General features: G+C 31.4%; 5 protein-coding genes. All 5 read right to left on the bottom strand.

Annotated features, from left to right (window positions below; genetic code table 11):
* On the bottom strand, window positions 1-647 hold a 647-nt coding region (locus ACFWDE_RS29505), incomplete at its 3' end, for a lipoprotein BA_5634 family protein (protein ID WP_377896265.1).
* Window positions 648-700: 53 nt separating this feature from the next.
* The gene (locus tag ACFWDE_RS29510) at window positions 701-2,632 is read right to left on the bottom strand and encodes an ABC transporter permease (RefSeq protein WP_377896266.1); all 1,932 of its coding nucleotides are present in this window, start codon (window positions 2,630-2,632) and stop codon (window positions 701-703) included.
* Entirely contained in the window at window positions 2,607-3,377 is a 771-nt protein-coding gene (locus tag ACFWDE_RS29515) for an ABC transporter ATP-binding protein (RefSeq protein ID WP_377896267.1), read from the bottom strand. Before ACFWDE_RS29515 ends, ACFWDE_RS29510 begins: the two co-directional genes overlap by 26 nt.
* A gap of 471 nt (window positions 3,378-3,848) precedes the next feature.
* On the bottom strand, window positions 3,849-4,442 hold the full coding sequence (locus tag ACFWDE_RS29520; protein ID WP_377896268.1) for a GNAT family N-acetyltransferase: 594 nt from the start codon (window positions 4,440-4,442) through the stop codon (window positions 3,849-3,851).
* A gap of 73 nt (window positions 4,443-4,515) precedes the next feature.
* Window positions 4,516-6,144, bottom strand: coding sequence for a ribosomal protection-like ABC-F family protein (gene abc-f, locus ACFWDE_RS29525; protein WP_377896269.1), 1,629 nt, complete (start codon window positions 6,142-6,144; stop codon window positions 4,516-4,518).
* Window positions 6,145-6,538: the final 394 nt, after the last annotated feature.

Consider the following 6,538-nt stretch of genomic DNA (forward strand, 5'->3'; position numbering starts at 1 on the left):
TCTCCTTCCAAACCTTTAATTAGCTTTTTTACTTTGACATTTTCATTAACCAATGTATTATCTGTCGACATTTTAGGCTTTTCGTCACCTAGAGATTTTTTCAAATGAAGAAGGTGCATTTTCGTTTCATTTTCCTTTATTTCTTTATACACACTATTTTTTGATACAATCACATACCATTGCGTTGGATATTTACGAGTGTTACCTATCCAAGCGTCGCTATCGTATGAAACTGGAATCTCTTTTTCTTCTAATTCAATACTTTTCATATTCTTTTCGTCTTCATGTGTAAACAACAGCGAGCCTTCTTTTGGGAATTTCGGTAACGTATCTATTAGTTTTAAATTGGATCCATTATCTCGTTTACGAAAAACATTTGCTTTAATCATCGCTTGTGCTGTAGATTCATTTAAAATTAATACCTGTCCATTTCCAACTTTACCTTTTTTCACAGAAAACACTTCATTTTCTTTCGTAATTTCTTGATAACGATTAATAATTGGTGAAATTTTATTTTCATCTCCAATGATTAATAAACCGTTTGCAGGAAATGAATTTTCCTTTTTAGAGCATGCACTAAAACTTATTAAAAGTAGTATCGTTAACATAAAAATAGTTAAAGTTCTTTTCATCGCGTTTCCTTTCATCATACAGTTCATTTTTTCACATACTTTTGTGTAGTCTTACAAGCTAATATACTCTATTGCTCCATAACTTTATAAAGCTTTTGTAGGTAACGCCAACGAGTTATAAAGAAATATAAAACTTGTATACATATAAATGAAATTAAAATAACGATCGAGCTATTTAAAATAGAAAAATCGACTAATTGTTGCAGTGCCGTATACGCAACTACAGTATGAATCACTGCAATGATAATCGGTAAGAAGAACATTAATACTAACTGTCTCGTTACAACTTTTTTTAACTCTCGTTTACTTAATCCCATTTTCGAAATCATTTTATATTGTTGTTGATCACGGTCCAAATCAGTATATAATCGGAAATAAATAAAACTAGCAGCAAATGTAAAGAAAACGATTCCGACTAAAACACTTGCCATAAGTAATAAACCATTCTTTTGCTTTGCCTCCAACAAGTTTAATGTTAAAGCTTCAAAGTAGAAATCTCTGTCCCTAAGATCTTTATCGAATACATTCTTTAATTGATTTGAAATCTCTTTCGTTTTTATCCAATCATCTACAACAAATCCGTAAGTACGATGTTGAATATTTTCATCTTTTGGATTACTCGTATGAGGAATTTCATCATACACATGATCTTGAACAGCAATATAAATACTACTAGGATCATGTGGTAAAACTAAATTTCCCACAGTTTTTTTCACACGAAATGTCTTTGTCCAATCTCCTTGAATGACTTCAATATTTTTTTTATAGTCACCATTTTTAAATTCTTGTTTTTGTGACACCCTCCCAGGGATTAGTAAAATTTCATCTTCTTTTTCAATCGTTTCTTGTTGGTACCCGAGTGCTCTCGTAAGTTCGTTATATTCACTTAATTTCAATACATTTACGTTACTTTCTGTAAATTTATTTGAAGATGAAGCCATTCGGTACGGAATATTTGCATCCTCAAGATGTTTTTTTATAATAGAGAGATGTTTATCTACCAATTTGTTGTTTTCAGAGCTTTCATACAGAAATGTATATGGGTTTGTCATCCATACTAAATTCCTATTACCAAGAGCAGCTGTTGTACCGATTGCTGTAAATGCAACTGCTGAAATAATAGATACAATGAAAAACATCGTTGCGTTATCTTTCATACGGTAAATTAATTCTGAAAATGTTAATATATTTGTTCGCTTTAAAAAGAATGATTCACTCCTTTTAGCAAGATACAATATATACACGCTACACTGTGTATATAAAAAGTACGTTCCTATAATGACTAGAAGTACACCCATTCCGAGCGTAATAAAATTCGTACTTGGGATAAAGCGAAATACTGAAATATATCCATAGCCTATACTAATTAAAGAAAGTAGCGATAATAGAATAGAAGCTTTCGGTTCAGGCTTTGGCTTTTCCTCTGCTTGAATAAGTTCCACAAGTTCCGTTACTTTTATCATTTTAAAAGTAACAAGCGAAACAATTAAAAATAATAAAAGAAATGTGATGACTGTTAATAATACCGCCTGCACTGGTATATAAAAAGGTAAACCATTACTAATCATTAATACACTTGCGCTTATCAATAACACTAGTTTAGAAAATATGAGTCCGATGAAAATCCCTATACAAATTGACCCAAGTCCAATTAACATATTTTCAATTAATAATAATTTCTTAAGCTGCCTCATTGACATTCCTTGCATCATTAAAATGCCAAATTCTTTCTTACGCATTTTTAAAAATGAACTAACTGAATATAGAATGAAGAAAAATGAAAATACAAAAATCAAGCCTTGCGAAATTGTAAATCCTAATGTTCCAAATGCACTTATTGTTGTACTCGTCGATTTTAATTCCCCTTGTAAATCAGGATGAAATAATAAAAGGGCATACGTAAAGAAAATCATAATAGAAAATGCACAACTTAAAAAATGGGCAGCGTATGTACGCTTATTACGAAAAATATTATTAAATGCGAACTGACGAAAAGTCATGCCTTTTCCCTCCTAACAAAGAAAGGACATCCATAATCTTTTGATAAAAGGCTTGCCTGCTGTCACCGCAATAAATTTCATTATATAATTGACCATCTTTAATAAATATGACTCTGCTGCAAAAACTGGCTGCATAAGGATCATGTGTAACTAACATCATCGTTGCTTTTTCTTCTTTATTAAGAGTATCTAGCATCTCCATTACATCATTTGAAGATTTAGAGTCTAAATTCCCTGTTGGTTCATCTGCAAGTAATAATTGCGGTTTATGAACGATAGCACGAGCGATTGCTGTTCTTTGAGCCTGACCCCCTGATATTTCAAACGTTCTTTTACTCAATATATCTGTAATGTTTAACTTCTCTGCAATTTCTTCCACTCGCCTATTCATTTCTTGCACAGAAACACCATCTAATGTCATCGGCAATACGATGTTTTCTTTTACAGTAAGTGTGCTAAGAAGATTAAATGATTGAAAAACAAATCCTAATTGTTTCCTGCGGAATAACGCTAAATCTTCTGATGATAATTGGAAAGGATTTGTGCCATTAATTAAAATTTCTCCCGATGATGGAGAATCAATAGTAGATACCATATTCAATAACGTTGTTTTCCCACTACCTGACGGGCCCATAATTCCTACAAATTCACCTTCTTGAATTGATAAATCAATATCCACCAATGCTTTAAAAGGTATTTTCCCTTTATATACTTTACTAATACTTTTTGCATGTAAAATTTCCATTTATATTCTCCCTTCATTTCCACTGCTCACTATAAAGTGTAAATGAATTGTCTTATAGCACATATTGATTCATCTTTCATTTATCTTACACGCTTGTAAGATAAATGAAAAAACAGACAATGCATCTATAACAATACCTATTTATCTTATATTATTTGTAAAGTAGTATGAAATACAACGCTACTTATTTCTAATATTCATGACCTTATTAATTAAATGAATTTCTCGTTTAGAATATGTGTAGACTGAAGTGATGTTTAGCGTCATTAATAGTCGCAATTGTTTTATCCCTTACATTCTTTATTAGCAAAGTGTGAAAGATTATAAAGAATAAATATACAACTTCAAAACGGTAAATAACAACTTATACTTTATAAGTAAAATCAAAAAGTAAATATTACGTAAAAAAGCTTAGAGTTTTAGCCCTAAGCTTTTCTTTTTTATAATGATTTTATTCCATTATAGCCCTTTTTAAAGAACAACATTTTTTATCCACTCTGATTTACTCAATAGATAATGATTATATAGTTGATTTTCTATCGTCAGTTGGCTCATATAAGTAAATCCGCATTTTTCATTAATTTTATTTGATGGTACGTTGTTAATTAAAGCAATTGCATTTAAGACATCTAAAGTGGTGTTTTTAAACAAATAGTCAATCAATCCTCTAGTCGCTTTCGTAGCGTAGCCATTATTTTGATGCTTCCTTGAAATAGCATACATAATTTCTCTGTTCGGTGAAGGGAGTTCTTCTTTAATGCCCGTACAGCACCATCCAATAAATTCATTTGTATCTTTAATAAATACTCCTAGTTTTAAAAAATGACCCTCTATGTTTGATGAATTTGTAGCAGCATCAAGAAATACTTTATTTGCTGGTATTTCATAATTTGTAACCCAATTAACTCGTTGTTCTTTCGTTGATTTCCAGTCTGGCAAAAATTTTTCTATTTCCGGTTGATTCGATATTTTATAAATATTCTCCGCATCTTTAGTGGAAAACTCTTGTAAATAAATATCACCACAATCTAGTCTAAATAACTTAGTTGAATTTTCTTCTCCCATGGTAATCCCCCTTAATCACGTTTAAAAATCAGTAATTATGGGTACCTCTTAGCTAGAGGTACCCATAATTACATTAAAGTGCCTTTATCTGCTTCGTAAGTTCTTTGAATCGTTCGTCAAGTTCTTCATATTCTTTGTCGTTAGAAGTTAAAAAGCTTAATTTACCTAATACTTCTTGTCTCTCTGTTTCTAACGTTAAACGTAGCTCTTCAATATCATCTCTTGTTTTTGTCGGTTCTTTTAGCTGCTTTTGTATCGTATTATTTGAAAACACAAGTTTCGTGTTAGTTGTTTTCTCTAGAAAATATCGATCGTGAGAAACGATAACTAGTGTTCCATTATACTCCGCTAATGTATTTTCAAGCTGTTCACGTGAAGGAAGATCAAGGTGATTTGTCGGTTCATCTAAAATAAGTACATCTTTTTCATCTAAAATATAAGCCATTAACTTACATTTCACTCGTTCTCCCATGCTCATATATTCAATCGGCTCTTTCCATTGAGAAGCTTGGAACCCTAAATGTTTCATTAAATTTTGGACTTTCCCTTTTTCTTCAAATGAATCTTTTAAAAATAAATCTTCTGGCGTTTTATCAAGTGGTAAATCAAATACTTCTTGTGTTAAATAACCGATGTTTGCAGATGGTGAAATCCATATTTCTCCTTGCACAGTTTCCGTTCCCATAATCATCTTCAGTAATGTTGTTTTCCCGCTACCGTTTGGTCCAACAATCGCAATCTTCTCACTGTGCTGAATTGTAAAATTAACGTTTTCAAATAATATTTTTCCATGAAAGTCTTTTTTAAATTGCTTTACTTCTAAAAAGCGTTTTCCCACTTTTTTATTCGCTTGAATAGAGAACTCAACTGAGTACTCCTCTTTCACACGTTCTACTTTCGTTTTCTCTAGCTCTTTTTCAAGACGTTTTCGTTTTGACTTAACTTGTGCATCCGTTCGCTTCGCTTTTACACGATAAAACTCTTTAAAACCTTCTTGTTTTGTAGACTGTGCATGCGCTTTTTGTGACCATGAACTTAATTCTTTTATTTGTGATTCTACAAGTTCAATACGTTTTTGTTGTTTTTCATATTCACGCTGCTGCGTCAATCTTTTTTGCTCACGTGCTTTCATATAACTCGTATAATTACCGCTATGCTCAATTAATTTCTTATCCTCAATTGACCATATTTTTGTTGCGACAACATCTAAAAAATATCGATCATGCGATACGACGATAACTGTATCTTTCATATTTTTTATTTGTTTAATGAGAAATTCCGTACTCATCTCATCTAAATGATTTGTCGGTTCGTCTAATATTAGGACGTTAGGATTTTCGGCAAATCCTTTTGCAAGTCGAACTTTAAGCTTTTCACCACCACTTAACGTAAGAAAATCGTTCGTTGGCACGCCCCATTTCGCAAGAAGTTCTGCTTCTTTTGCAATTACATCATTACTAATAAACGTTTCTGTTTCTTGTTCAACATATGCCGTTGTCATATTCATTTGCTGCCATTCAACAGTACCTTTTGATGGCTCAATCTTCCCATTTATTAATTGAAGTAACGTTGATTTACCAGCACCATTTTTACCAATTAATCCGATAACATCTCCTTGTTTTACTGTAACATTCATTTTCTCTAACAAAGTATTTTCCATTATTTCAACATAAACATCATTTAATTTTAAAAGTTCTTTCATATTACCGATCCCTTTCATTAAGGGAGAACAAAAAAATCCTCCCAAAGTAATTTTGGCAGGATTAGTCGTTACATTATTTATACCCAAATAAGCTATTACGCAAAACAAATAGCAATACCGTTGTTTGGAATTGGGCAGACTAATCCTATTTTTTACAAATTGAAATTTATTTAATTTCAACATTTAAAAATAAGATTAGTTAATCATCGTCCACCCATCATTCCTTTCCATCGTTAATAACCATATTGTACCATAGTGGTATTGCATGCGTAAATATTATTATATGTACTGCAAAAAAGTTTATTTTCCCTCTTTGCACTTCATATCAATAAAACACAAACTACATTTTCATGTTCTTCTTGCTTTAGATTTCCCTATCTATAAACTTCTATAT

The organism is Bacillus sp. NPDC060175 (assembly GCF_042728695.1).
Lineage (GTDB): Bacteria > Bacillota > Bacilli > Bacillales > Bacillaceae_G > Bacillus_A.